The sequence below is a fragment of the Vibrio sp. SSH13-20 genome (genome assembly GCF_040104475.1).
GTDB lineage: Bacteria > Pseudomonadota > Gammaproteobacteria > Enterobacterales > Vibrionaceae > Vibrio > Vibrio harveyi.
This window is the reverse complement of record NZ_JBECOU010000002.1, coordinates 174,326-200,455: the sequence shown is the minus strand read 5'-3', so window position 1 is coordinate 200,455 and position 26,130 is coordinate 174,326. Positions and strand designations below refer to the sequence as shown.

Sequence of the window (26,130 nt, the reverse complement as noted above, 5' to 3'; positions counted from 1 at the left end):
AAAAGGCTTAGCATCTCGCCAAGCCCTTCTTCACTTTCATTTTTCTTCGATTATCCCGGATGACCATCCACACGCGGAGTTATCAACATCACACCAAAACGCCACACAAACATACCAAATGCAAGAATCCATAATGCTGCGCTGATATCAATCCAAAAGAACATCTGTGAAGGAGCAAATATCACACCTAAGCTTCTCGCTAACGCCGCAGCAATCACCGCCGCAAACGCGATACTCATGTTCGGACCTTTGTAAATCATACGTCCAGTGTGCCCCATGGTGACACGAGTAATCATTGCTAGGATTAAGCCACCTAGCGCACCAATCGCAAACAAATGAATCAAGTTGTGGTTGGCAAACGCGTTATCCCAGCAGCCACGTAGGATAAGACTTAAAGGCAGACACAAATAAGCCGCATGTAAAGACCAAACAAGTGGCTCGCTCAGAGTCAACCAAGGTTTCCAGCGTAAGAATCGAACCAATTGGGCGATACCAGCAAACAACATCAGCGGCTTCCCAAGTTCAGCAAACGTCACAGGGAAGAAACTCAGTACAAACAACATGACCAATGGTAGGTTGGCGAGCCAATCTAGCCACATCAGCGGTTGAGCTTTTTCAAAGTTGAAACGACGTGCAGTAAAGAAAGGGATTACTCGCCCACCCATGACAGAAAGCAGTAAAGTGAACCACCACAGCATTGCTTGCCACACAGCAGAAGAGGTAAATGGAGGCATACCTTTCACCGTGGCATAACTGGCAAAGTTCGCAAAGATTGCAAGTAAGAATAACGGAACAAAAAATAGGTTACGCCACCCTTTAGCACGATAAACTCGTATGCCGACCTCATACGCTACGAACAGTAAAAACAGCGCTTCAACACTGCTGGTTAACCAAAGTGGTGCAGGCGTCCAAAGTAGAACTCGAGGAGCAAGCCATAACAAAAACAAGGCTAGCAAAGTGTAGTGCTTCGTCCCATTGATCCCCGTCCAGTTTTGTACCGCAGTCAGAACGAACCCCACCACAATCGCCATAGAGAAACCAAACAGCATTTCATGTACATGCCACCACAAAGCCGGAACACTCAACGCGCTAGGCTGCCCTGCTTGAAACATCCATACCCACAACGCAATCGCGATGATGGCGTAAATAGAGCCAAACAGGAAAAACGGTCTAAACCCAAGTCGCAGCCATGCGGGGATTTTTTCTTCCACTTTTTTATCGGTGATATTCAGCATTGTGGTGCCCTTACGTACCAATTCGTACTGTCGAAAAACTTAACGTCAGCGATCTTAACACAAACATGCATAAAAAATACATGTTATAAGATCAGACTATCCTTTAGAGGTAAAACATTGCGCCTGATGCCGTGGAGGCATTTCCTCCCAAGAACGTAAAAATGCTGGGCTCAGTAAGAATGACTTAGATATCATATTTAGGTATAACGGATAGAACGGAATTCGTCGAAGTAAAAGGGAACAATCACGATGTATATATTTGGCTACGGCAGCTTAATCAATTCGGCCTCACGTGAGCTTACAGGGCAAACGGGTGAAGCAATTCCCGTTATTGCCCATGGGTTAGTGCGCTATTGGGGCAAAGTCGACGACAGCTATATCTTGTCACCGCTGGTTGTGAATGAAGGCGAAGGGCAAGTGAACGGTGTGCTGCTCGAAGTAGACCACCAAGCGTTGACTGAATTTGACCGCCGCGAACGTGGCTATCATCGTATTCAAATTCGTCCTGAACAAATCGAAACTGACATCAGCTTTAATCCAGATCATGAGATTTGGGTATACGTGAAAAGCGATCCCCTTCCACCCTGCACGCTCAGCCCAATCATGCAAAGTTATGTAGATACTGTTTTAGCAGGATGCTTGGAAGTCTCTCACGCGTTTGCTGAACACTTTGTTCGCCATACTATAGGTTGGCAACACGCCAAAGAGAATGACCGCCACCAGCCCAAGTATGGCAACCTTGCGGGTGTGCAAGATCATCATTATGAATTAATAGATAACTTAATTGCTCAACACTCTTAAGAACACAATAAAAAACAGCGCTTTATCGCGCTGTTTTTTGTTTGAGTAAGATTAAGGATACTAAACGATTCGCACGCCTGATGGCATTGCGCGTTCCGGTGTCAGTAATACGCTTTCCGACTCATCATCAGTTTCAGCGCACAGCAGCATACACTCAGAGGTTTCACCACGCATCTTAGCTTTTGCTAGATTACACAGCACTACCACTTGTTTACCCATTAACTCTTCTTCTGTGTAGTACGGTACAAGGCTCGTTACCGTTTGCAGGGTTTTCTCACCAACATCGATCTGCACAATGTACAGCTTATCTGCATTCTCGTGGCGCGCCACCTCGATGATTTTTCCAGTGCGAATTTCTAACTTTGCAAAGTCTGAGTAAGCGATCGTTTCCATTAATTAAAACCCAAGTAAATTTTACTAAAAAGATAACGTTTACACTATCAGTAAGATTAATAATTACAAGAGGTAAAGATCGCACTTTAGAAAGCAACCACCTGTTAAAATTGCACTTATTACACAATGGGTGTTTAATACTCCGGTTAACGTTTTTAGCCAACGAAAGGTTCCTCATGGCAACAATCAAGGATGTCGCGAAAGAAGCGGGTGTATCAGTCGCTACCGTTTCTCGTGTGATCAACAAATCACCCAAGGCAAGCCAAACTTCTATCGATGCAGTGACTAAAGCGATGAGCAAACTTGGCTATCGCCCTAACGCGGCAGCACGAGCACTCGTTAGTCAAAGTACCAATACGATGGGCGTGCTGGTGAGTGATGTCTCTGACCCCTTCTTTGGCACCATGGTCAAATCGGTTGATAACGTCGCAAGAGAAAATGGTAAACACATTCTGATTGGCAATGGTTATCACAATCCAGAAGATGAACGACAAGCGTTAGAGTTGCTGATTAATAGCCGCTGTGAGGCGATTGTGATCCACTCTAAAGGCTTATCAGATGAAGAATTGATTGGCTATGCCAAAGAAGTAAAAGGGATGGTATTGATCAACCGCCACATTCCTGAGTTAGCAGAGCGTTGTATCTCTCTCGATAACCGTAAAGGTGCGTACCTCGCGACAGAATATTTACTTCGTCATGGGCATACCAAGATAGCTTGTATCGCTTCTTCACATGACATTGAAGATACCGATGAGCGTTTGCAAGGTTACCAAGCGGCGCTGAATGACCACAAGATTGAACTGTCGAAAAGTTACGTTGAATATGGTGAACCAAACAGTGATGGTGGTGAAATAGCAATGACCAACTTACTGACTAAATCACTCGAAATCACCGGTGTCGTGGCTTACAACGATTACATGGCAGCCGGGGCACTTGCCGTATTAGATCAAAACGGAATCAGCGTACCAGAGAAAGTCTCTATGGTCGGTTTTGACGATGGTTTAATTGCTCGCTTCGTCAATCCAAGTTTGACGACAATTCGTTACCCAATTGAAATGATGGCAGAACGCGCTGCTCGACTAGCGTTGGCATTATCACGAGATGAACAAGTGGAAGAAGACACGATCATCTTCAGCCCAACCTTAGTTCGTCGCAACTCGGTTGACCGCCTCTAACTCTGCACCCAATCTAAAATACGAAATAAAAAAGCTCTGCTACAGAAGTACCAGAGCTTTTTTGTTTTTAGTTCAACTAAGCTTTTGACCTACTGTAGGCAAAAAGCTCATGGCAACCCAAAAGGCTAAAAATCAATACCTTAACTAAAAAGCAAACTGAAACGTGGTACTGAATCGATACGCTTGCTCAGGTTCAAGAATACAACTTGGTTGCCCCCACTCAGCATGGTTCGGTGAATCTGGCAAAAACTGAGTTTCTAACGCCAAGCCCGCGTAGTCTTGGTATTCCCCACCGCGACGGTTTAGTGCACCCGCTAACCAGTTACCCGTATACAATTGCATGGCAGGCTTATTGGTCACGACAGACATATGCACTTTTCCATCCGGAGAAACCACCCGCGCAACGGGTTTTGAAACGTCGCGATGAGCATCAAATAGATAGCTGTGATCATAACCTTTCGCTGCAATCTGCTGCTCATCTTGTAAGAAATGCTCCGATACTGGCTTTTCATTTCTAAAATCAAAGCCTGTTCCTTTCACATCTTGCAATGTCCCCAAAGGAATACCGACCTCGTTAGTTGGTAGATATTGATCTGCTGCGATGGTTAAACGGTGAGAACGGCAATCCAAATCGGCTTCCGCACCAAGCAAATTAAAGTAAGCGTGGTTCGTTAAGTTCACTGGTGTTGCTTTGTCTGTCTTTGCGAAATACGCAATGCTCACTTGGTTGTCATCAGTCAGGGTATACGCCACATGGACTTCGAGGTTCCCCGGAAAACCTTGATCACCATCTTCAGACAACAAAGAAAACGTCACTTGCTGTTCGGACTGAGACTCAATGTTCCAGCGACGCTTATCAAACCCTTCCTCACCACCGTGTAAGCAATTTCCCGCTTGGTTAGTGGAGACTTGAAATGCTTCGCCATTAACCTCAAAAAGCCCATTGGCGATGCGGTTTGCGTAGCGACCAACAGTGACACCCATATAACACTGTTGATGCATGAAACTCCCCATCGTCCCCACTCCGAGAAGCACTTCGCGCAACTCCCCATTCGCCAAAGGTAAACGACAACTCAGCCATGTCGCGCCAATATCCATAAAGGAAACGCTCATGCCTGTGTTATTTTTCAGTTCGACCACCTTAGCAGGCTCACCATCAAAAGCAGCCTGCTGTGTCATCGTGATGGTTAATGGTTCGGTCATATCTCGCTCCTACTAAAGCTGCGGTGCGCTTAAAGCACTTCGACTAAGCTAGCGCCATTTTTCGCTTGGCACACGTAGATAGATTCTTTCAACCCTGTTGCTGCTTGGTATTTAGCTTCAACGGTTGCTTTCACGTCATCCACTAATGCAGGCGGTACAAGAGCGACAATACAACCGCCAAAGCCTCCGCCAGTCATGCGTACACCGCCTTGCTCACCGATGACCTCTTTCACCATCTCAACCAATGTATCGATTTCTTTTACTGTGATTTCAAAATCATCATGCATTGAAGCATGAGACTCTGCCATCAACTCACCCATGCGCTTCATGTCGTGTGCGCGAAGAGCTTGTGCGGCTTCGACCGTGCGATCGTTTTCTGTGATCACGTGGCGAGCACGTTTTGCCACCATTTCATCCAGCTCAGACACTTTCTCGTTAAACTGCTCAATGGTCACATCACGGAGTGCTTTTACGCCGAAGATGCGCGCCGCTTCTTCACATTGCTCACGACGAGTGTTGTATTCGCTGTCTACCAAGCCACGTTTTTTGTTCGAGTTGATGATCACCACGGCCATGTCTTCTGGCATCGATACTGCTTCGGTTTCTAGGCTACGGCAGTCCAATAACATCGCGTGATTTTCACGACCTTCTGCCGAAATCATTTGGTCCATGATGCCGCAGTTACAGCCGACAAATTCGTTCTCTGCTTGCTGACCGTTCAGTGCAATTTCCGCTTGGCTGATTTCTAGATTGAACAGCACTTTAAACGTTTGACCAATCACCACTTCCAATGCTGCCGATGAGCTCAAGCCCGCACCTTGAGGCACATTGCCGCTCACTGAGATATCCGCACCAGAAAATTGGTAACCGCGTGCGAGAAGATACTTCACCACACCGCGAATGTAGTTGGCCCACATTTTGTCTTGTTGGAAAGTAATCTCTTGAGTGATATCGAACTCATCAACTGCGTTGCCGTAGTCCACAGATACCACGCGCACTAGGTTGTCTTCACGTTTTGCTGCTGCCACAACCGTTTGGTAGTTGATCGCACATGGCAATACAAAACCATCGTTGTAATCAGTGTGTTCACCAATCAGGTTGACACGACCAGGTGCTTGAATAATGTGGCTTGGAGCGTAACCCAGCACTTGTTCAAAAGAGGTTTTAACGTTTTGGATTAAATCAGACATAGTAAAATCTCAGCATAAAATTTTTGTGTGAATTCTCGACAGCTTTCATATCTCGCAATCAGAAACGACATATTTGATTGTCTAACATTTGTCATTCCGGGCGAGCCCTAGCGAGCATCCGGAATCTACGTTCAGCGCACTCTGATGGTAGATTCCGTATCACGCTCGTTCCTCGCTGTACGGAATGACATCTTTCGTATTTATCTTTAAGGTCTGTTGACCTTTCGAACAAAATTTAACCGCGAAAGATCAACAGACCCTAGTTACTGTTCTTTGTAATGCACATCGCTTAGGTCACGTAGGCGCTGTGCTGCTTGCTCTGCGGTTAAGTCGCGTTGGTTTTCTGCCAACATTTCATAACCCACCATGAACTTACGCACTGTTGCGCTACGCAGTAGCGGCGGGTAGAACAAGGCATGCAGTTGCCAATGATCGATATCAGTACCTTCTTCAAAGAATGGCGCGTAATGCCAACCCATTGAGTAAGGGAAAGAGCATTGGAATAGGTTGTCGTAACGGCTTGTCAGTTTTTTGATTGCAACCGCAAGGTCATCACGTTGCTCATCGGTTAGCTCACTCATTCGACGAATGTGCGTTTTAGGAAGTAGCATGGTTTCGAATGGCCACGCAGCCCAGTAAGGGACAACAGCAATCCAGTGCTCAGTCTCAACCACAATACGTGAACCATCTTTGAGTTCAGCTTGCACGTAATCCACCAGCAAGTTACTGCCATGTTCTTGGTAGTACGCTTTTAAGTTGTGCTCTTTACGCTCAATTTCATTTGGTAAAAAGCTATTCGCCCAGATTTGACCGTGTGGATGAGGTTGAGAACATCCCATCGCTTCGCCTTTGTTCTCAAATGCTTGCACCCACACGTAGTCTTTGCCAAGCTCTTCGATTTGCTCATTCCAGGTGTCAATCACGCCACGAATTTTGTCGACTGGTAGTTCCGGTAGCGTTTTGCTGTGATCGGGAGAGAAGCAAATCACTCGGCTCAACCCGCGCACGCCTTGAGTCTTGAACAAAGGGCTGTCTGACTCAGGTGCATCTGGAGAATCCACCATCAACGCAGCAAAGTCATTCTTAAACACGTAGGTGCCTTGGTAATCTGGGTTTACATCTCCAGAAATGCGCTCGTTCGTTGGACATAGGAAACACTTCTCATCGTAACTAGGCAGTTGATCGATAGACGGTTTCTCATCGGCACCACTCCAAGGGCGTTTTGCACGATGCGGTGACACTAAAATCCACTGACCCGTTAGTGGGTTGTAGCGACGATGTGGGTGATCCACTGGGTTAAATTCAACATTCGACATCTTACTTACTCAACTTTTAAAATTTCTTTCATCTGCATTCCCCAATGAAATTGGAGTTGCTGCTAGGCGGTAAGCTTTCCAATATCCATGAGCATAGGTTTTCTATGTGATTGGAATTGGAAAGTGCAGGCGACAACGCTGCAGCATCAATTACGCATGGGAATAGCCTTGCGGGTTATTTGACTGCCATTTCCACGTGTCCGCCGTCATTTCAGTAACGCTGCGAGTCGCTTTCCAGCCAAGATCTCGCTCTGCTTTTTCAGTACTTGCCCAACATTCTGCAATGTCACCAGGACGGCGAGGACACAGCTCGTAAGGCACTGGCTTACCGCAAGCCAACGCGAACGCTTCCACCATATCAAGCACGCTAGAGCCTTTTCCCGTACCTAAGTTGTAAATGTGCAAACCGGCTTTATCACCGACCGATTTCAGCGCTGCGATATGACCGTCCGCTAAGTCCATCACGTGGATGTAATCACGAACGCCCGTGCCGTCTGGTGTTGGGTAGTCATTGCCGAATACCGACAGTTTTTCACGGCGACCGACTGCGACTTGTGCAATGAACGGCATGAGGTTGTTTGGAATACCTTGAGGGTCCTCACCCATGGTGCCGGATGGATGTGCACCCACTGGGTTGAAATAGCGCAGTAAAGTAATGCTCCAATCGTTTTCTGCGTTGAACAGATCACTTAAGCACTCTTCTACCATGTACTTGCTACGACCGTATGGGTTGGTGGTTGCGCCCGTTGGCGAGTCTTCAGTAATAGGTACAATGTCAGGGTCGCCGTACACCGTCGCGGATGAACTGAAGACAATGCTTTTCACCCCAGCTTTGCGCATACTGCGTGCCAAAACGAGCGAGCCATTCACGTTGTTATCGTAGTACTCCAACGGCTTCGCAACGGATTCTCCAACGGCTTTTAAACCAGCAAAGTGAATCACGGCTTGGATATCATGCTCAGCAAAAACCGAGTCTAAAAAGGCTTCATCACGAATATCACCTTGATGGAAGACGGGTTGTTTACCTGTCAGCACTTCAATACGACTAAGCACTTCTACTTTGGCGTTACACAAGTTATCGACAATGATTGGCTCCATACCTGCTTCAATCATCTGTACGCATGTGTGACTACCGATGTACCCCATACCGCCTGTGATAAGAACTTTCACTTTTGCTTCCCCATTGTTGCTGCTCATGCTTGGTAACGATTTGAGCCTATTAACCAAGCAAATTCGCTGATCGCTTAACTGGTTAAAAGTCTACCAACCAAAACCGATCCAGATCCGTGATCAAACTCAAACTTGTGTAAACGTTTCCACAAAATTACACAACACATAAAACTTAATAAGATTAAAGCAAATTTATTCATTTAAGGAATCAAAACGAAAAAATACTAGACAAAATGTATAAACGTTTACATCTTCACAGCAACATAAAAGGTGACGCGCAACGCAAGAAAGATCAGGCTTCGCTTTAGATCCCTGACATTGCTCTTACAAAACAAGGTGCAAAGCTCGTTACAGTAGCCCCGCCCCAAATGTAACCATTTGTAACAAGACTAAAATCCATGTCTTTTCTTTTATTGGGGCACATTGAGCACAAAGACCAAACCTAAAGGGCATCCATGCTACGCAAGCAAAACGAATTCCGAGACCACAATCAGGAAGTAAGATTGTTTAAAAACCGCGCCATCGTTGCTTTTATCGGCATGGTTATTTTGTTGGGAGGACTGGTTGCTAACCTTTATAACTTGCAGGTTAATCACTTCAAAGATTACCAAACTCGCTCGAACGACAACCGAATCAAGATCCTGCCAATAGCCCCTACCCGTGGTCTTATATATGACCGAAATGGCGTTTTGTTGGCTGAGAACCGTCCTGTTTATAACTTAGATATGATCCCAGAACAGGCGGGCGATCCAGATGCATTAATTGAAAAACTGCGTCACTATATTGATATCACCCCAGATCAAGTTGAATCCTTTAAAAAGCGTTACAAGCACACTCGCCGCTTTCGTTCTGTCACGATCATGAACGAACTGAATGACAAGCAAGTGGCGCGCTTTTCTGTTCATCAGCACGAGTTTAACGGCGTCTTTGTTACCGCAGATCTCAAACGTTACTACCCTTACGGCGAAGAACTGACCCATGTTTTGGGTTACGTTTCTCACATCAACGATCGAGACTTGCGTCGACTGGATGAAGAAGGCAAAGCACAGAATTATCAGGCAACGCAAAACATCGGCAAGTTAGGTGTTGAACGTTATTACGAAGACATCCTCCACGGCACCAAAGGCTACGAGGAAGTAGAGGTAAACAGTCGCGGTCGCGTGATTCGTACGATCAAATATGTGCCGCCAGTTCCCGGAAAAGACATCGTATTGAATCTGGATATTGAGCTACAAGAGTATGTCTACAAACAACTCAACCATCGCCAAGGCAGCGCAGTCGTGCTCGATCCACGCGACAATAGCGTATTAGCTATGGCATCAAGTCCGAGTTATGACCCAAACCCTTTTGTTAACGGCATCTCTAGCAAAGCCTACCGTGCCTTACTCAATGATCCAGCACACCCACTTGTGAACCGTACAACGCTTGGCGTTTACCCTCCTGCTTCTACGGTAAAACCTTTTATGGCTGTCGCTGGGCTTGAAGAACACGTCATCACACCAAGTACCGTGCGCAACGATCACGGTATCTGGCGAATTCCTGGCTCTAAACCAAATTCAAAAGCATGGCGAGATTGGAAACGTTGGGGTCACGGCAACGTGGATGTCACCAAGGCAATTGAAGAATCGGTTGATTCCTTCTTTTATCAGACCGCATTTGACCTTGGGATTGACCGCATTTCGAAATGGATGAATAAATTTGGCTTTGGCTTGCCAACGGGCATCGATATTTACGAAGAAAGCAGCGCAAACATGCCAACACGAGAATGGAAAATCGCACGTCATCGCACCCCTTGGTATCAAGGTGATACGGTGCCTATCGGTATTGGGCAAGGTTATTGGACAGCAACACCAATGCAGATAGCCAAAGCAACATCATTCCTCATTAATCATGGCGAAATGAAAGCGCCACACCTTCTCAAAGCAGTGATTGAACATGGGGAAGACTTCGAAAACCAAGTCGATGTTAAACCAAAAGCGCTGCCTTCTATCGAAGGAGTACCAGAGAAGTTCTGGGATATTCCAATCAACGCCATGCGCTTGGTAAATAATGGGGCTCATGGTTCTGGTCGCCGTGCATTTAGAGGCGCAGAGTACAGCAGTGGCGGTAAGTCAGGGACTGCGCAGGTATTTGGTCTGCGCAAAGACGAAGTCTACAACTCCAAAAAACTCGCAAACCACCTACTCGACCACGCATTGTTTACCGCGTTTGCACCATACGATAAACCAAAATACGTGGCGACCGTGGTTATCGAGCACGGTAATGGTGGCTCTAAAGTGGGCGCGCCGTTCATTCGAAATGTGTTTGATCACTTGCTTGTCCATCACGACAAAGACGACAGCAATAAGGTGAAGTCTTAAATACGCCAGAACAACACCCAATAAACAAAGCCTGAGTGGATGTCCTAGCCACTCGGGCTTTTGTTTGTTTTCCAGCACAACCCCACCCACCTAAATTCTATAAAATACAAAAAATGTGAGATAAATCAGAAGCGAATAACAACGAGAAGAACATCACTATCAATAACAACCCTTTCGTTTGCTAAAACGAAATCATCAATAGTTCACCCCTCATCACTAAGAAAATAAAGTTTTTGGATTTCACTCTTTTTAAACCGAAAGACAATTTGCGCAAATTGGAAAAGCAGAAGATTTGTGACAGCAAGCTCAACGAAAACAGGGATGGTGATTTCAAATGTAAGAGCAATAAATAATCCAGTAAGGGAAAATCGATGAACTACAAGACTTTGAAAGCTAGTGGCTTGGCAGTTATAGTCTCGGCAGCTTACATAGGGAATGCGTACTCAATGGAAATAGCCAATGATGCAATGGCAATAACATTTGATAATAACTCAGGTGTCGTGTCATTGATCAATAATAATACGGATGAACAAATCACCCCAACTGAACTTTTCTTCATTACTCTACCGAATGAAACAACACTTCATACCAAAGATTTTAAGTTGGAAAAGTACAAGAAAGATGGTGACAGCATCAATCTCACTTTTGTTCGCAATGATTTTGAAGTGGATGTCACTTTGAACGTAATCAAACAACGATATGTGAGTGTTGATTACAAAATCAAAGCTGTTGGTAACGATCGCAAGATCAAAAAAATCACTTTCTTGCCAACCAAAAAACAAACGCAAGCGCCTTATGTTGACGGTAGCATTAACAGCTCACCAATTATCGCGGATACGTTCTTCATGCTGCCGCGTAAACCGATTGTAAATACCTATGCTTACGAAACGAAAACCAACCTCAATATTGATATTGTCACTCCAATAAGCACAAACGCCCCATTAAAATATACAACTTATATCGGTACGTTTAGCGAAGTCAGTCAATTAAGACGCGACTTCAACAAGTTCATTGAAGCAATGCGACCACGTCCCTACAAACCATATTTACATTACAATTCATGGATGGATATTGGCTTTTTCACTCCTTATACAGAAAGTGACATTAAAGGACGAATGAAAGAGATTTATCATGAGTTGGTGGAAAAACGCGGCGTAGTTCTTGATGGGTTCTTACTTGATGACGGCTGGGATGACTTAACAGGAAACTGGGATTTTGGCTCAGCATTTGCTGATGGGTTTGGGAGCGTAAAAGAGCTAGCCGATTCAATGAATACTAGTGTAGGTTTGTGGCTTTCCCCTTGGGGAGGCTATAACAAGCCACGTGACATTCGCGTTTCACATGCAAAGGAAAATGGTTTCGAAACGGTGGATGGTAAGTTTGCTCTCTCAGGTCCGGTGTACTTCAAAAACTTCAATGACAAAATCACCAATCTGATTAAAAACGAGCATATTTCGTCGTTTAAACTTGATGGAATGGGCAACGCAACATCTCACTTAAAAGGCAGTCAATTTGCTTCCGATTTTGATGCGTCAGTTCAGTTGATAGAAAACATGCACAAGGCCAACGATAAGGTATTTATCAACCTAACGACCGGGACCAACGCAAGCCCATCATGGTTATTCTTCGCTGACTCAATTTGGCGCCAAGGTGATGATATCAACCTTTATGGTGATGGCTCTCCAACACAACAGTGGGTCACTTACCGAGACGCTGAAACATATCGTTCGATTGTCCGTAAAGGTCCATTATTCCCGATGAGTTCGATAATGCTTCACGGTATTGTCAGCGCCAAAAACGCTTATTATGGACTTGAGAAAGTACAATCCGATCAAGATTTTGCCGATCAAGTATGGTCATATTTTGCAACTGGCACACAACTACAAGAAATGTATATTACGCCAGATATGCTCAATTCAACTAAATGGGACACCCTTGCAAAAGCAGCTAAATGGGCAAGAGAGAACGCCGATGTTTTAGTGGATTCACATTGGATTGGTGGCAATCCAACTAACTTAGCGGTGTATGGTTTTGCGTCATGGAATGAAAACAAAGCCGTAATTTCGTTGCGTAACCCATCGGATAAACCACAAAAATATTACTTGGATCTCAATCGTGATTTTGAATTGCCTACAGGCGCAAATGGGCAGTTCAAGCTAAAAATGGCTTACGGTGAAAACAACACAATTCCATCTCACTACACCGACCCAGTAGTTATAACCCTGCAGCCACTACAAACTTTAGTCATCAACGCGAATAAATAACCAGTAACCAAAGAAAAGGCACTGTTATGGTGCCTTTGTTCGCTTTTTCTCAGACCTTAATACCATCAAATACGATAGAGCAACGAGTGCTTAACGTATTCTTCCGGCAGATAACTTCACTTCCCCGATCGCACAGTTTTACTAAAAGTTTGTGCATCCATAAGTAGCTGTTTACAATGGTGGGATTATTGCTTTTCTCACTGGGACAGTGAGCTTTGCCTACGGGAAGTGCACATGGCAACACTAAAAGATATCGCTACTGAAGCTGGCGTCTCACTCGCGACCGTATCGCGCGTGTTAAATGATGATCCGACTTTGAGCGTAAAAGAAGAAACCAAACACCGCATCTTAGAAATCGCAGAAAAGCTGGAATACCGCACCAGCAGTTCCAAAAAAGCCACCAAAGAGGCAAGACAAAAACACCACTTCTTAGCCTTGTATAACTACAAGCAAGAAGCCGAGGTGAATGACCCTTATTACTTGTCGATTCGTCACGGGATTGAAACCCAGTGTGACAAATTGGGCATTACGCTAACCAATTGCTACGACAGCATCATCGATGTAGAAACGCAAAAGATCACCGGTATCCTTCTGGTCGGTAAAACTGACAGCGCCGTGATTCGTAAATTGCCTAAACGTCTTACTGACAGCATTTGCTACATCGACTTCTCTGACAGCGATAGCACATACGACTGTGTTGATATCGATCTTGCGCGAATCAGTAAACAAGTGGTCGACTTCTTTGTTGAACAAGGCTACGAACGGATTGGTTTTATTGGTGGTCAAGATGAACCAAACACTGCAGACATTCGTGAAAATGCATTTGTAGAATACGGCAGCTTAAAAGGCGTGGTGTCAGAAGACGATATTTATCGCGGCGACTTCTCTAGCTTATCTGGTTACGATTTAGCAAAAGCCATGTTAGCAAAAGGCAATTTTCCTAAAGCACTCTTTATCGCTTCAGACTCAATTGCAATTGGTGTTTTACGCGCGATTCATGAATTCGGTTTGAACATTCCACAAGACATTGCCCTAATCAGCGTCAATGACATTCCAACCGCCCGATTTACCTTCCCACCACTCTCAACTGTGCGCATTCATTCTGAGATGATGGGTATTCAAGGGGTAAATTTATTAGTAGAAAAATACCGCGACGGTCGCGCACTGCCTCTACAAGTGCATGTGCCGAGCAAATTAAAACTCCGCGGCACCACTCAGTAATTCCCTTCACATTATCAAATTTATAAAGCACTGAATATTCAGTGCTTTTTTATTATCCCCTCTTTAAATCTAGCTATTTTTTATCCACTTTACCTAAGAAATCGGCTTGGGATGCCATTCCTTTATCCTGATCACATCTTGTTCAATGATCGTCCAATAAAACGTGACCAAGTTAAAGTTAAACGTTTTCACTAATTTATTTTAGTAAAACTTTTACTAATATCTTTTCCTAGATAATTCATCACTCTTTTTCAAATGACATCGGCTGCATTTCTTTTGGATAGCTTCAAGCATTGGACTCCTCCTTTGCCTGCTACCAAACTAAGCCGAGGGGAGAACAAACGTGAACAATTGGGAAAACTTCCTTCACCTGCATGAGAATCGTATGGCACCACGTGCTTACTTCTTCTCTTACGATTCAATTAAAAACGCACAAACATTCCAACGAGAACTGAGCAGCCGCTTCAAACTGCTAAGTGGTCAATGGACATTCAACTACTTCACCAATCCTCTCTTGGTGCCAGAAGAGTTTTACTCGCAAAAAATGGAAGAATGGGGACAAATTACCGTTCCAAACATGTGGCAAATGGAAGGTCATGGCGACCTTCAATACACAGATGAAGGCTTCCCATTCCCTATCGATGTGCCTTTTGTTCCGACAGATAACCCGACAGGTGCTTACCAACGCACGTTCACTCTGGGTGAAAACTGGAACGACAAACAAACCATCATCAAATTTGATGGCGTTGAAACCTACTTCGAAGTTTACGTAAACGGTCATTACGTTGGCTTTAGCAAAGGCAGTCGATTGACCGCAGAGTTCGACATCTCTTCTTATGTACAACAAGGTGAAAACTTGCTGTCTGTACGTGTGATGCAGTGGGCAGATTCGACTTACATTGAAGACCAAGACATGTGGTGGACGGCGGGTATATTCCGCGATGTGTACCTTGTCGGAAAAGAGCACGTTCACGTCCAAGATCTGACTGTTCGTACTGATTTCGCCGACGATTACCAAAGTGTCACCTTAAGCTGCCAAGTTGAACTGGAAAACCTATCGACTACGATTGCATCGGGTTACACGCTGGAATATGCCCTTCAAGATAAAAGCACTGTGGTTGCAAGCGGTCAATGTGATTCACTGACTATTCAGGACAACAGCCAAGCAAGCTTTGCCATTGATGTGGTGAACCCAACCCATTGGACAGCGGAAAATCCATACCTTTACCAACTGTTCATTACACTAAAAGACGCACAAGGCAATGTTGTCGAAGTGATTCCGCAACGTGTTGGCTTCCGAGACATTAAAGTGCGTGATGGTCTGTTCTACATCAACAACCAATACGTGATGCTGCACGGTGTAAACCGTCATGATAATGACCACCTAAAAGGTCGCGCTGTTGGCATGGATCGCATCGAGAAAGACCTGATCTTGATGAAACAACACAACATCAACTCAGTTCGCACCGCGCACTACCCTAACGACCCACGCTTCTACGAGCTGTGTGACATTTACGGCTTGTTCGTAATGGCAGAAACCGACGTAGAAACCCACGGCTTCGCTAACGTTGGCGATCTCAGCCGCATCACCAATGACCCTGCATGGGAAAGTGTGTTTGTCGATCGCGCAGAGCGCCATGTTCATGCTCAAAAGAACCATCCTTCGATCATCATGTGGTCACTGGGTAATGAGTCTGGTTATGGCTGCAATATCCGCGCTATGTACAGCGCAACTAAGGCGATTGATGACACTCGCTTAGTGCACTACGAAGAGGACCGCGATGCAGAAGTGGTTGACGTCATTTCAACCATGTACTCACGTGCTCAGCTCATGAACCACTTTGGTGAACACCCGCACGACAAACCTCGCATCATCTGCGAATACGCACACGCGATGGGTAACGGACCTGGCGGTCTGACGGAATACCAAAACGTGTTCTACAAGCATGACCACATTCAAGGTCACTACGTTTGGGAATGGTGTGACCATGGCGTATTAGCGCGCGATGAAAATGGTCAAGAGTTCTACAAGTACGGCGGCGACTACGGCGATTATCCAAACAACTACAACTTCTGTATGGATGGTTTGATTTACCCAGATCAAACGCCGGGACCAGGCTTAAAAGAATACAAACAAGTTATCGCACCAGTGAAAATTCACGCGGTGGAAGGCACAAAAGACCGCTTTACCATAGAGAACAAATTGTGGTTCACCAACCTGAATGATTACACCATCACTGCAGATATCCGAGCGGAAGGTGAAACGCTGCGCAGCGTGCAGTTTAAGGTCGAAGAGCTTGCAGCGAACAGCGCACGTGAAATCACGATTAATTTGCCTGAACTGGACGAGCGTGAAGCCTTTATTAACTTCACCGTGCGTAAAGACAGTCGAACTCTGTACAGCGAAGCAAACCACGACATCGCGACCTACCAGTTCCAGCTAAAAGAAAACACAGCAAGTGAAGCCGAGTTTGTGAACCACAATGCGCAAGCGTTAGTAACGACAGAAAGCCGCTTGGAACACGTGATTGAAGGCCACAACTTCACGCTGATTTTCTCAAAAGTCAACGGCAAGCTGACCTCTTGGCTCGTCAATGGTGAAGAGCTGATTCAATCTGAGCCTAGACTGAACTTCTTCAAGCCAATGATTGATAACCACAAACAAGAGTACGAAGGTTTGTGGCACCCAGCACACTTGCAAATCATGCAAGAGCACTTCCGCACGCTGCAAGTCGAAGCAACCGATGATTCGGTTTCGATCACGACCACCAGCATCATTGCACCGCCGGTGTTCGATTTTGGCATGCGCTGTACCTACCGCTACCAAATCAACGCACAAGGGCATTTGAACGTGGAACTGAGTGGCGAGCGCTACGGCGATTACTCGCATGTTATCCCTGTGATTGGTTTGGATTTGGGCATCAACGGCAGCTTTGACCAAGTCAGTTACTACGGTCGCGGTCCTGAAGAAAACTACCAAGACAGCCGCCAAGCCAACTTGATTGATGTTTACCACAGCACGGTAGCCGACATGTTTGAGAACTACCCGTTCCCACAAAACAACGGTAACCGCCAACACGTTCGTTGGGCATCACTAACGAATCGTCACGGGACGGGGTTGTTGGTGAAACCACAACAAGAAATCAACTTCAGCGCGTGGTTCTACACCAACCAAAACCTGCACGAAGCGCAACACACCATTGAGCTAGAAAAGAGCGGCTACATCACGCTCAACCTTGACCATCAAGTGATGGGACTGGGTTCAAACTCGTGGGGAAGCGAAGTGCTCGACTCATACCGCGTCTACATGGATGAATTCCGTTATGGCTTAACGCTGATGCCGCTCCAAGTTGGCGATTGCAGTGCACAAGCCATGGCAAACCATGATTTCGACAATGCGTTCTTCACTCAATCCAATACTCAAACAGCAAACGAGGCGTAATCCATGATCGTGTTAGACAACTTAGACCAATTCAAAGTCGTGTACCGCAATGGGCGTAAATGGCAGCGCTGTGTCGAGGCAATTGAGAACACCGTAAACCTTAAAGATGGCGTGATGTATTCCATCGGAGACTCCTTGGTTTACATGATTCAAGACGGCACAAAACAAACTGAAATGTTTGAAGGCAACCGCCGCTACTTCGACGTGCATTACTACCTTGAAGGTCGCGAAACGGTGGAGTTCGCAGACAAGAAAAACCTACAACCTGAGCAAGCTTACCAAGATGAAACTGACCGCGAGTTCCTTTCCGGTCAAGGGGATACTCGTGAGCTTTGTGAGGGTCAAGTAGCAATTTTCGATAACACCAAAGCCTACCGCTTCCACGGTGATAACCGCGTTAGAAAGGTCGTGCTGAAAGTCACTATCGAAGATGGCTACTTCTTAAATAAATAACAAAAGCAAAGAACAAGAGAAGGGCTGCGCTCACAGCAATGCAAGCCCTTCCTCCCTACAATTCCAACGTGATTCATCGGAGATAGAAAATGTCTGAATCCAAACGTAATACGATAGGCAAATTCGGGTTGTTGTCCCTTACCTTTGCCGCTGTCTTTAGCTTCAACAACGTAATTAATAACAACATTGAGATCGGTCTTGCTTCAGCGCCAATGTTCTTCTTGGCAACCATTTTTTACTTTATTCCTTTCTGTTTGATCATCGCAGAGTTTGTATCGTTAAACAAAGACTCGGAAGCCGGTGTATATGCATGGGTAAAAAGCTCACTTGGTGGACGTTGGGCGTTTATCTCTGCCTACACCTACTGGTTTGTTAACCTATTTTTCTTCACGTCATTGCTGCCACGCGTTATTGCTTATGCGTCATACGCGTTCCTTGGCTATGAATACATTCTGACCCCACTCACCACAACAGCACTGAGTATGATTCTGTTTGCGTTCGCAACTTACGTATCAACTAACGGCGCAAAGATGTTGGGTCCAATTACCTCAGTCACTTCTTCTTTGATGTTACTACTGACTATGTCGTACATCCTACTTGCTGGCGCTGCATTAGTCGGTGGCGTTCAACCTGCTGACCCAATCACAGTAGAAGCCATGGTGCCAGACTTTAGCTGGGCATTCCTAGGCATTACCACTTGGATTTTTATGGCTGCAGGCGGTGCTGAATCGGTGGCGGTTTACGTAAACGACGTGAAAGGCGGCTCAAAGTCTTTTGTCAAAGTGATCATCGTTGCAGGTATCTTCATCGGCGTACTTTACTGTGTCGCTTCAGTGCTGATTAACGTATTCGTACCTAGCGAAACACTTAAATACACGGGTGGCTCTGTACAAGTATTTGAAGGTTTAGCGGCGCACTTCGGCTTGCCTGAAATATTGATGAACCGCTTTGTAGGCTTAGTGTCGTTTACCGCGATGTTCGGCTCTCTGCTAATGTGGACTGCGACACCAGTAAAAATCTTCTTCTCTGAAATTCCAGAAGGTATCTTTGGTAAGAAAACCGTAGAGCTAAATGAAAACGGCGTGCCTGCTCGTGCGGCTTGGTATCAATTCCTTATCGTTATTCCACTGATGATCATCCCGACTTTGGGCTCGAACACAGCGCAAGATCTGATGAACACGGTCATCAACATGACGGCGGCGGCTTCAATGTTGCCACCACTGTTTATCATGTTGGCTTACCTAAACCTACGCCTAAAACTGGACCATCTAGAACGTGATTTCAAAATGGGCTCTCGTATGACAGGTATCGCTGCGGTTTCAGTGCTTATCGTTATCTTTACTGTGGGCTTCCTAGCGTCAACCTTCCCAACTGGCGCAGACATCATGACGATCATTTTCTACAACGTTGGTGGCATTGTGATTTTCCTTGGTTTTGCTTGGTGGAAGTACAGCCAGTACGAAAAATCACTCGACCAAGAAGAGCGCGCCAAAGAAGCTGCGCCAGCAACTCAAGCAATGTAAGCCTTACACATAACGCTTGATAGCACCTGACCACATTCGTCAGACCAAGGGCACCCATCGGTGCCCTTTTTTATACCCAAGTAACCTCGAAATGCTAGGTTCAGCGAGAGTGCGTTGAAGTAACGATATCTGCCACCAACTGACGTAGCCACATCCCTTTGTCTTCATTGTTACGACTGGTGTGCCACAGCATAGCAATATCAAAATCGGCAACCGCAATCGGCGGCAGCACAGACACTAAGCCATCTGAAAAGCCTTCTGCTGATGCCATTTTTTCCGGCACAATGGCAATCAAATTACGTTGTTTAAGCAGATTACGGATCGTCAAGAAGTTACGTGAGGCTACTGTTACCTTGCGGCTTAAACCATGTTCCGCGAGTTTTTTGTCTACCTGTGTACTTAAACTGCCATCCGGGCTCACCAAGGCTTGTTCAATATTGGCAAATGCTTCAATCGATAATTCAGTCTCACCGTTTAAAACCTGCTTATCGCATAGGCACACATGCTTTTCAGTGTAGAGATATTGGCTATCAAAGTTGTCATCAAGTACGGGCATGCTACCAAGAATGACATCGAGCTTGTCGTGTTCAGTAATGGCGACATAGTTGCTACGGTTAACATTGATAAAGCTGATTTGCGCTTCTGGCGCGCGCTTGCGAATTTCATCATAAAGCAGAGGGGCGAAGATGAACTCAGCGTAATCGGTAAGACCAATGCGACACACGCCAGTGTAGTTTTCTGGCTGAAACTCGGACTTCGTCAGCAAGTCTTTGGCAATGGAATCCAATAAATGATGCACTGTTGGCGCGATATGATGCGCGTGCTCAGTCGGATCCATTTTATGTCCTTTACGCTCAAACAGAGGGTCATCAAACAGCACACGCAAACGCGATAAGCTGTGGCTCATGGCGGACTGACTGACAAAACTCTTCTCGGCAGCCAAACTCACACTGCGATAACGATACAGATAAGAGAAAGTCACCAACAGATTCAAATCGATGTTACGCCACTGAATATCATCTTTCACAAATCACCCAATCCCATTTCATTCATAGATGAAATTAAAACTATTAATTTGAGTCATCTTAGTACATTTCATACAGTAACTGGAGTGTTATTGGAGATTTAACAGGCTCAATATGTTTACCATTTTTAAAACCTTTTTTTGGCTCGGTTGGATCAGTTTCGGTGGTCCTGCTGCACACATCGGTTACTTCCGCCAAACGTTCGTAGAAAAGCTCAAGTGGATTGATGATAGCGAATACGCACAAATCGTGGCGTTGAGCCAATTTTTACCGGGACCGGGGTCAAGCCAAGTTGGCTTTGCATTAGGTTACAAACGCGGAGGTCTGGGCGGCGCTTGTATGGCGTTTCTTGGATTCACGCTGCCTTCGGTGATCATCATGTTGGCACTTGCAATGGTGAGCAGCCAAATCACGGATACGGCACTGTTCCAAAACATCGTACACGGCTTGAAGTTACTGGCTGTTGTGGTGGTCGCCGATGCGACATGGGGAATGTACAAAAATTTCTGCCAAAGCAAACTAACAGCAGGATTGTGTGTAGCAACCGCAATAGCACTATTGGTTGCACCTAGCATCATGACACAAATGTTGGTCTTAGTAGTGGCCGGTTTGATTGGTACTCAATATCTAAAGAAAGAATCGACCACACCAGCAGAGCCGTTCAAACCAACTATCGCTCCACTCGCTCTGTTTGCCGTACTTCTTGTTGGCTTGCCTTTGGTGGCTCACGCTCTACCAATGCTGGGGTTATTTAGCGACTTCTTCCAAGCCGGCAGTTTAGTGTTTGGTGGTGGTCACGTGGTTCTTCCATTGCTGCAAAATATTGTTGGCGATCAGCTCAGCCAAGATGCGTTCCTAACGGGCTACGCAGCAGCGCAAGCTGTACCTGGACCGATGTTTACCTTCGCAACTTACATTGGCTATGAACTATCGGATACACCAATTCTAGGGGCGCTAGTTGCAACACTTGGTGTCTTTCTTCCGGGCTTTTTGCTGTTACTTGGCGTGCTGAAAAACTGGCAAGCTCTAGCTGGTAAACCTGCGGTATCTGGCGCAATTAATGGCGTGAATGCCTCAGTAGTTGGTTTACTCTTAGCGGCACTTTACCAACCAGTCTTCACTAGTGCTGTGATTGCTCCGATTGATATCGCATTAGTCATTGCCGGTTTCTACCTACATAAAAAGCTCAATCTATCTGTACTTTGGATGATCGTATTCTTTGTCGCAGCAGGCATTGTGACCTGCATGATGTAGAGAGTGGCACAGAGCACTGCATTCGCAGTGCTTTTTCATCCCTACTCTGACATTACCGCATTAACATAACCTATTAATTTTATTTAAAAACTTCCATTTTCATTACTATTTAAATTTTCCTCATCAAACTTTAATCTTCATTAATCAAATTACCACCTCTAACTACGACTATACTCAATAGCAACGTTTTCATACTAGGTTAATAATATATGGAAAATGAGTGTGTAAAGTCTGAGGTTAATTTATCTACAAAATTACATCGTTTCTTGAAAGAGATTCAATCTGATCTTAAAGATGACAAGCTCATCTATTACTTTATTATTCTCTCTTCAGTCATTACCTATATTATTTCTTTTTTTTCTCCAGGTGGAATAACATTTTCTTTTTTTACCTATTTGGGAATATTGGGTATTTCCATGTTTGTTTTTTTAAATGCATGGGGAATATATTATTACTTCTATCTTTTATTCAAGCTAGAGCCTCACCCGTTAAAGGCATTTTTTTACAAAGCTAAAAGTTCGTTAACACCAATAAATAGACCATTATATATACTTTTCTTGATCATTGCTGTTCATGTAACTTTCTCTTCTTTCACTTATTTGAAGTCTATTATCCCTTTTCTGCATGCTTTCAAATATGATGAACTCTTTGCAGATATAGATCGTTTATTACATTTTGGCATAGACCCTTGGATCATAACGCATACTATATTTAGTAGTCCGTGGATGAGTCTAATTATTAATATTTTTTATAACCTTTGGTTTTTCTACTTTCTTGGTGTTCTTATTTATTTTATCTGTTCTCAGTCAAACCCTAAGATTAGGCTCCAGTTCATTCTTTCTTTTTTGTCTTGCTGGATGATATTTGGCGCTTTATTAGCGACCTTACTTTCTTCTGCTGGTCCATGCTTCTATGAAGCATTACTAGATGATGCACGATATGGTTTATTGATGGATAGGTTACACTCTCAAAATGATTATATATTGAAATACATCGACATGCCTCTGTGGGCACTAGGAACTCAAGATTCGCTTTGGAATGATTATGTAAACAATGAAAGTGGTGTAGGTTCTGGAATATCTGCAATGCCAAGTATGCATGTCTCTATTGCAACGGTTTCCGCCCTAGCACTATATCAGGTAAAAAAAACAGTCGGACTATTTGCTTGGATATTCACTGCTATTATTCAAATCGGGTCTATACACCTTGCATGGCATTATGCTATCGATGGTTATGTAAGTATTGTCATAACCATATTACTTTGGAAATTAGTCGGAAGATATTTAAAAATGACTAAACAACCCATGTAAAAATACAATAATTCTCACTTTTGATACTGAAGCCATTAATAAATAAACCATTGATTAAACTACTTATTCAAATTCGAAAAGTCATTAATCTACTGCTATACCTAAGTATGGGACAAATATTATTATCGCGTTAGAACTATCTATTTGATTTTAGGTGATTTTGATTCACCTTTCGCCAAATTTTTACATCTGGCGCTGTAATACCGGAAAGTTAAGGGTAAGGGGCACAGTTATGGTGGTAAGAAAGATACGCCAGATCGGCACCGCTTTAATTGAATTCACGATAGTAGCCTTCTTTTACATGATCATTTTCTTCACTATTGTCGATTTCGGAGTGTTTGGTTACGTAAAATTGACAATGCAACATGCAGTTAGAGAAGGTGCTCGGTATGCGATCACCGGGCGGACTGACTTAGATCCGAATAACAGTAGCGACCGTAGCGCAGCCGTTATTGCAAAAATTGATAATGCATCCGACGGTCTTTTATCCCGAGTCACCAACACCAGCAACATTCGCGTCGAAGACATCGATGGAAACAGTGTTGCTGGATTTGGACAACCAAGACAGCTCATTTCCATTCATCTGGATTGTGAGTGGCCAAGCTTCAGCCCTTTCATTCGACCATTTGTCCAAAATGGTCATTACAAGTTTACCGTAAGTTCAGCAATGAAAAACGAGGCATTCTAGCACGCCTTTTCTGCTAAACAGCAGTTCTAGAATGAACAAGGATAAGAACATGTTCAAAGCACGACGAATACAAGCCAAAGGATTCGCATCGATAGAAATGGTCATCATTGCACCTTTGATGCTCATTGTTGCGATGGGTATATTTGAGTTAACTCAGCTACTTCAAGCCAACAGTATTGTGGTTAATGTAAGCCGAGAAGGAGCAAGTCTGATCTCCCGTAGCAGTACGGAAACCCCACAAGAGGTAATGGATGTTGTCGCCTCAACGTCCTCACCGATAGATCTCTCCACTAAAGGAGCAATCTACATCAGCCTTGTTGTTGGGAGACAAAACCAATCTCCCTACCTCTCACGACAAATTCGTTGGAATCAATCTGGTCTTACAATCGCCAGCCAAGTATGGTCAAGTTGCGGCTCATGGCAGAGTAACGGTGAGTGCAACCTTGGAAGTCCAAAACCAGCATTATCAAATTTTCCGATAGCACTAGACGATAGTGAGATTGTTTATGTCGTTGAAGTTTTTTACGACTACGACCCCGTTTCTACATTTGTTTTTGACAGCAGCTTCACCATAGGTGAAGTCACTTATTTGTGAGGTAGTCGCTATGATGAATGTCACAAAAAACCACCGCAAGTCTAAAGGGCTAGTAATTTGGCTAACCGTCATCGCCCTTCCTTTCTTTTTAATGATTACCGGTCTAGCACTAGATTCTGGTCGAGCCTATTTAGTAAAAGCCAAACTCTTCGCCGCTTTAGATGCGGCCGGTATTGCTGCAGCTCGAGCGGTGGCAAATGGGGAATCTGCCGCGAGAGCAGCGGCAAACAAATATTTCTCTGCCAACATTCCAACCAACTACCTCGACAGCAATCCATCATTAGGTCAGATTAATTTTTCCACAGATGCATTTGGCAATGTTTCTATCAATCTGAACGCGTCGGCTAGCCTAGTGAATCCATTCTTGAGTGTGTTTGGTTATAGCAATTGGGACGTGAGTGCTGAGGCTCAAACCATTCGCAGACCGGTTGATTTAGTCTTGGTTGTAGACAACACAACCTCACTACGTTCTGGTTCGATAGGCGATGTAACTCAAGATGTGATTGATCGGTCTAAATCGTTCGTGAAAAACTTCAATGAGAACTTCGACCGAGTCTCTATTGTGAAATACGCATATGGAGCAGAGACACCCGTTAATTTCAGAAGCTCGAGAGGGCATTCGCGACAATCGCTAATCGATGCAATAGATAACTTTACGTTTGGCTCTTTTTTTTCACCACAATATACGAATGCCTCTGAAGGTCTGTATCGCGCTCTTGATGGGATACGCAATGTTTCCAACCCTGCTAACTTAAAGGTGATAGTGTTCTTTACTGATGGGGCACCAAACACGTTCTCAAGCCGTTTCCGGTTTGTGGGGGAAACGGGCTGGCATAGAGGCTCTATTCGCTCAGGGGATAGTACGTCAAACGGAACGCCTAGAGGGCTTTGGCGACATAACCGAGTGAATACGACGGCATCTAACGGTGATTATCATGGCTCGGATATTGACGATAAATTAAGACGCTTCCCCGACTACTATAATACCCACAGCGTTAATGCCTCGGAGTTCAGAGTACTTAACCCAACTCACCCTGTACGTCCTGTCGCTCAGTACAATCCAAATTCTCATACTGCGGCTCAACTTTATCAGCGGGTCAATCGTATTTCCCGCAACTTAGTCGAAGATATGGCGGAAAAAGCCAGACAAGAAGACATCTACGTGTTTACCCTAGGTCTAGGTTCGTCTCTCACCAGTTTTTCTGGTCCCGATATGGAGAAAGGGGAAGACCTATTGTTACGTATGGCAAATGATCCGAGTATGCTCAGTCGCCCAAGCCTTTCTAGCGACTTTAAGCCAACACAACTGCAAGGTGTGTACTGTCACGCGGTTGATGAGGAAGCATTAGGTCCTTGTTTCGACCAGATGCTGGATGTCATTATTCGCCTAACACTGTAGAGTCTGACAACCCGAGCGCGGATGAATGTATAGGTAACTGCCGTTCTAACTGACTTTGCACAAATAGCTTCTAGCTTCTAGCTTCTAGCTTCTAGCTTCTAGGAAGCATAAAA

The 26,130-nt window shown here is 44.8% G+C and carries 20 protein-coding genes; 13 read left to right on the top strand and 7 right to left on the bottom strand.

The genetic code is table 11. The annotated features are described in order from the left end of the window. Positions 1–50 precede the first annotated feature (50 nt). Positions 51–1,235 (bottom strand): NnrS family protein, encoded by a 1,185-nt coding sequence (locus tag ABMY42_RS06120; protein ID WP_069217947.1) that lies wholly within the window; start codon positions 1,233–1,235, stop codon positions 51–53. Between the two features lie 249 nt (positions 1,236–1,484). On the opposite strand from ABMY42_RS06120, the gene ABMY42_RS06115 reads away from it, so the two are divergent. After that, positions 1,485–2,036, top strand: a complete 552-nt coding sequence (locus tag ABMY42_RS06115; protein ID WP_017817721.1) for a gamma-glutamylcyclotransferase family protein — start codon at positions 1,485–1,487, stop codon at positions 2,034–2,036. 60 nt (positions 2,037–2,096) lie between these two features. Here ABMY42_RS06115 and ABMY42_RS06110 read toward each other — a convergent pair whose 3' ends face one another. Then, positions 2,097–2,429 carry a tRNA-binding protein gene (locus ABMY42_RS06110; protein WP_009698684.1) on the bottom strand — a complete coding sequence of 111 codons (333 nt, stop codon included), beginning with the start codon at positions 2,427–2,429 and terminating at the stop codon, positions 2,097–2,099. Positions 2,430–2,605: 176 nt separating this feature from the next. Here ABMY42_RS06110 and ABMY42_RS06105 point away from each other — a divergent pair, with 176 nt between their 5' ends. Beyond that, positions 2,606–3,604, top strand: a complete 999-nt coding sequence (locus ABMY42_RS06105) for a substrate-binding domain-containing protein (RefSeq protein ID WP_050933942.1) — start codon at positions 2,606–2,608, stop codon at positions 3,602–3,604. A 144-nt stretch (positions 3,605–3,748) separates the two neighbouring features. Here the strand turns inward: ABMY42_RS06105 and galM are convergent, their stop codons facing one another. The 4 genes from galM to galE all read right to left on the bottom strand — a co-directional run bounded on the left by galM (position 3,749) and on the right by galE (position 8,483). Continuing rightward, complete coding sequence (gene galM / locus ABMY42_RS06100) at positions 3,749–4,807, bottom strand: galactose-1-epimerase (RefSeq protein ID WP_349266127.1); 1,059 nt, start codon at positions 4,805–4,807, stop codon at positions 3,749–3,751. 29 nt (positions 4,808–4,836) lie between these two features. Then, positions 4,837–5,997: a galactokinase gene (galK, locus tag ABMY42_RS06095; RefSeq protein WP_349266126.1), complete on the bottom strand. Its 1,161-nt coding sequence runs from the start codon at positions 5,995–5,997 to the stop codon at positions 4,837–4,839. Between the two features lie 263 nt (positions 5,998–6,260). Next, positions 6,261–7,313: a UDP-glucose--hexose-1-phosphate uridylyltransferase gene (locus ABMY42_RS06090; RefSeq protein ID WP_349266125.1), complete on the bottom strand. Its 1,053-nt coding sequence runs from the start codon at positions 7,311–7,313 to the stop codon at positions 6,261–6,263. Between the two features lie 150 nt (positions 7,314–7,463). Next, positions 7,464–8,483 (bottom strand): UDP-glucose 4-epimerase GalE, encoded by a 1,020-nt coding sequence (gene galE / locus ABMY42_RS06085; protein WP_349266210.1) that lies wholly within the window; start codon positions 8,481–8,483, stop codon positions 7,464–7,466. 455 nt (positions 8,484–8,938) lie between these two features. On the opposite strand from galE, the gene mrdA reads away from it, so the two are divergent. The 6 genes from mrdA (at position 8,939) to ABMY42_RS06055 (ending at position 19,746) form a co-directional block, all read left to right on the top strand. Beyond that, positions 8,939–10,843, top strand: coding sequence for a penicillin-binding protein 2 (gene mrdA / locus ABMY42_RS06080; RefSeq protein WP_349266124.1), 1,905 nt, complete (start codon positions 8,939–8,941; stop codon positions 10,841–10,843). Positions 10,844–11,214: 371 nt separating this feature from the next. Further along, entirely contained in the window at positions 11,215–13,107 is a 1,893-nt protein-coding gene (locus tag ABMY42_RS06075) for an enterotoxin (protein ID WP_017817716.1), read from the top strand. 234 nt (positions 13,108–13,341) lie between these two features. Next, positions 13,342–14,328, top strand: coding sequence for a transcriptional regulator EbgR (gene ebgR / locus ABMY42_RS06070; RefSeq protein WP_050925639.1), 987 nt, complete (start codon positions 13,342–13,344; stop codon positions 14,326–14,328). 343 nt (positions 14,329–14,671) lie between these two features. Further along, a complete protein-coding gene (gene ebgA, locus ABMY42_RS06065; RefSeq protein ID WP_349266123.1) occupies positions 14,672–17,770 on the top strand; it encodes a beta-galactosidase subunit alpha in 3,099 nt (1,032 codons plus the stop codon). A gap of 3 nt (positions 17,771–17,773) precedes the next feature. After that, on the top strand, positions 17,774–18,223 hold the full coding sequence (locus ABMY42_RS06060) for a beta-galactosidase subunit beta (protein ID WP_009698695.1): 450 nt from the start codon (positions 17,774–17,776) through the stop codon (positions 18,221–18,223). Between the two features lie 89 nt (positions 18,224–18,312). Then, the gene (locus ABMY42_RS06055; protein ID WP_005449069.1) at positions 18,313–19,746 is read left to right on the top strand and encodes an amino acid permease; all 1,434 of its coding nucleotides are present in this window, start codon (positions 18,313–18,315) and stop codon (positions 19,744–19,746) included. A 100-nt stretch (positions 19,747–19,846) separates the two neighbouring features. On the opposite strand, the gene ABMY42_RS06050 is transcribed toward ABMY42_RS06055, so the two are convergent. Continuing rightward, a complete protein-coding gene (locus tag ABMY42_RS06050; protein WP_029790401.1) occupies positions 19,847–20,773 on the bottom strand; it encodes a LysR family transcriptional regulator in 927 nt (308 codons plus the stop codon). A gap of 112 nt (positions 20,774–20,885) precedes the next feature. On the opposite strand from ABMY42_RS06050, the gene chrA reads away from it, so the two are divergent. The 5 genes from chrA (at position 20,886) to ABMY42_RS06025 (ending at position 26,017) form a co-directional block, all read left to right on the top strand. After that, on the top strand, positions 20,886–22,025 hold the full coding sequence (gene chrA, locus ABMY42_RS06045) for a chromate efflux transporter (protein WP_050908749.1): 1,140 nt from the start codon (positions 20,886–20,888) through the stop codon (positions 22,023–22,025). 209 nt (positions 22,026–22,234) lie between these two features. Then, positions 22,235–23,335 (top strand): phosphatase PAP2 family protein, encoded by a 1,101-nt coding sequence (locus ABMY42_RS06040; RefSeq protein WP_069687443.1) that lies wholly within the window; start codon positions 22,235–22,237, stop codon positions 23,333–23,335. Positions 23,336–23,567: 232 nt separating this feature from the next. Continuing rightward, positions 23,568–24,023 (top strand): TadE/TadG family type IV pilus assembly protein, encoded by a 456-nt coding sequence (locus ABMY42_RS06035; protein WP_033001634.1) that lies wholly within the window; start codon positions 23,568–23,570, stop codon positions 24,021–24,023. 49 nt (positions 24,024–24,072) lie between these two features. Further along, on the top strand, positions 24,073–24,618 hold the full coding sequence (locus ABMY42_RS06030) for a TadE/TadG family type IV pilus assembly protein (RefSeq protein ID WP_038898350.1): 546 nt from the start codon (positions 24,073–24,075) through the stop codon (positions 24,616–24,618). Positions 24,619–24,628: 10 nt separating this feature from the next. Continuing rightward, positions 24,629–26,017, top strand: a complete 1,389-nt coding sequence (locus ABMY42_RS06025) for a vWA domain-containing protein (RefSeq protein ID WP_050907036.1) — start codon at positions 24,629–24,631, stop codon at positions 26,015–26,017. Positions 26,018–26,130: the final 113 nt, after the last annotated feature.

Excerpts from the sequence above, each read along its gene's own strand:
- ABMY42_RS06040 (WP_069687443.1), top strand. The coding sequence starts at position 22,235 with ATGGAAAATGAGTGTGTAAAGTCTGAGGTTAATTTATCTACAAAATTA.
- ABMY42_RS06120 (WP_069217947.1), bottom strand. The coding sequence starts at position 1,235 with ATGCTGAATATCACCGATAAAAAAGTGGAAGAAAAAATCCCCGCATGG.
- mrdA (WP_349266124.1), top strand. The coding sequence starts at position 8,939 with ATGCTACGCAAGCAAAACGAATTCCGAGACCACAATCAGGAAGTAAGA.
- ABMY42_RS06035 (WP_033001634.1), top strand. The coding sequence starts at position 23,568 with ATGGTGGTAAGAAAGATACGCCAGATCGGCACCGCTTTAATTGAATTC.
- ABMY42_RS06055 (WP_005449069.1), top strand. The coding sequence starts at position 18,313 with ATGTCTGAATCCAAACGTAATACGATAGGCAAATTCGGGTTGTTGTCC.
- ABMY42_RS06075 (WP_017817716.1), top strand. The coding sequence starts at position 11,215 with ATGAACTACAAGACTTTGAAAGCTAGTGGCTTGGCAGTTATAGTCTCG.
- ABMY42_RS06090 (WP_349266125.1), bottom strand. The coding sequence starts at position 7,313 with ATGTCGAATGTTGAATTTAACCCAGTGGATCACCCACATCGTCGCTAC.
- ABMY42_RS06110 (WP_009698684.1), bottom strand. The coding sequence starts at position 2,429 with ATGGAAACGATCGCTTACTCAGACTTTGCAAAGTTAGAAATTCGCACT.
- galK (WP_349266126.1), bottom strand. The coding sequence starts at position 5,997 with ATGTCTGATTTAATCCAAAACGTTAAAACCTCTTTTGAACAAGTGCTG.
- galM (WP_349266127.1), bottom strand. The coding sequence starts at position 4,807 with ATGACCGAACCATTAACCATCACGATGACACAGCAGGCTGCTTTTGAT.
- ABMY42_RS06025 (WP_050907036.1), top strand. The coding sequence starts at position 24,629 with ATGATGAATGTCACAAAAAACCACCGCAAGTCTAAAGGGCTAGTAATT.
- ABMY42_RS06060 (WP_009698695.1), top strand. The coding sequence starts at position 17,774 with ATGATCGTGTTAGACAACTTAGACCAATTCAAAGTCGTGTACCGCAAT.
- ABMY42_RS06105 (WP_050933942.1), top strand. The coding sequence starts at position 2,606 with ATGGCAACAATCAAGGATGTCGCGAAAGAAGCGGGTGTATCAGTCGCT.
- ABMY42_RS06115 (WP_017817721.1), top strand. The coding sequence starts at position 1,485 with ATGTATATATTTGGCTACGGCAGCTTAATCAATTCGGCCTCACGTGAG.
- chrA (WP_050908749.1), top strand. The coding sequence starts at position 20,886 with ATGTTTACCATTTTTAAAACCTTTTTTTGGCTCGGTTGGATCAGTTTC.
- ebgR (WP_050925639.1), top strand. The coding sequence starts at position 13,342 with ATGGCAACACTAAAAGATATCGCTACTGAAGCTGGCGTCTCACTCGCG.
- ABMY42_RS06030 (WP_038898350.1), top strand. The coding sequence starts at position 24,073 with ATGTTCAAAGCACGACGAATACAAGCCAAAGGATTCGCATCGATAGAA.